This window comes from Haloarcula sediminis (assembly GCF_035656455.1).
Taxonomy (GTDB): Archaea; Halobacteriota; Halobacteria; order Halobacteriales; family Haloarculaceae; genus Haloarcula; species Haloarcula sediminis.
Genome location: NZ_JAYMGA010000023.1, coordinates 1 through 1,305, shown reverse-complemented (window position 1 = coordinate 1,305; position 1,305 = coordinate 1). Strand labels below are relative to the sequence as shown.

Annotated in this window: 1 rRNA gene; it reads left to right on the top strand. The window is 55.3% G+C overall.

The annotated features are described in order from the left end of the window. Positions 1-1,305, top strand: a 23S ribosomal RNA gene (locus VJ162_RS18415); the annotation flags it as partial.

The following is a 1,305-nucleotide window of genomic DNA, read 5'->3' as shown; positions in this document are numbered from 1 at the left end:
TAGGGGTGAAAGGCCCATCGAGTCCGGCAACAGCTGGTTCCAATCGAAACATGTCGAAGCATGACCTCCGCCGAGGTAGTTCGTGGGGTAGAGCGACCGATTAGTGTGACCGCCTCCGAGAGGAGTCGGCACACTTGTCAAACTCCAAACCTACGAACGCTGTTTGACGCGGGGATTCCGGTGTGCGGGGTAAGCCTGTGCACCAGGAGGGGAACAACCCAGAGATAGGTTAAGGTCCCCAAGTGTGGATTAAGTGTAATCCTCTGAAGGTGGTCTCGAGCCCTAGACAGCCGGGAGGTGAGCTTAGAAGCAGCTACCCTCTAAGAAAAGCGTAACAGCTTACCGGCCGAGGTTTGAGGCGCCCAAAATGATCGGGACTCAAATCCACCACCGAGACCTATCCGTGCCCTTTACCGGGCAATCGAGTAGATTGGCGCTCTAATTGGATGGAAGCAGGGGTGAGAACTCCTGTGGACCGATTAGTGACGAAAATCCTGGCCATAGTAGCAGCGATAGTCGGGTGAGAACCCCGACGGCCTAATGGATAAGGGTTCCTCGGCACTGCTGATCAGCCGAGGGTTAGCCGGTCCTAAGTCTCACCGCAACTCGACTGAGACGAAATGGGAAACGGGTTAATATTCCCGTGCTACCATACATTGAAATCTGACGCCCTGGGGTCGACCATGCCGGGCTTTCGCCCGGTCGAATCGTCCAACTCCGTGGAAGCCGTAATGGCACGAAGCGGACGAACGGCGAGATAGAGAAATATGGTTCAACCTGGGGCCCGTGAAAAGGAGAGTATGGTATCCGTACCGAGAACCGACACAGGTGTCCATAGCGGCGAAAGCTAAGGCCTGTCGGGAGCAACCGACGTTAGGGAATTCGGCAAGTTAGTCCCGTACCTTCGGAATAAGGGATGCCTGCTCAGGAGATGAGCAGGTCGCAGTGACTCGGAAGCTCGGACTGTCTAGTAACAACACAGGTGACTGCAAATCCGCAAGGACTCGTACAGTCACTGAATCCTGCCCAGTGCAGGTATCTGAACACCTCGTACAAGAGGACGAAGGACCTGTCAACGGCGGGGGTAACTATGACCCTCTTAAGGTAGCGTAGTACCTTGCCGCATCAGTAGCGGCTTGCATGAATGGATTAACCAGAGCTTCACTGTCCCAACGTTGGGCCCGGTGAACTGTACATTCCAGTGCGGAGTCTGGAGACACCCAGGGGGAAGCGAAGACCCTATGGAGCTTTACTGCAGGCTGTCGCTGAGACGTGGTCGCCGACGTGCAGAATAGGTAGGAGACA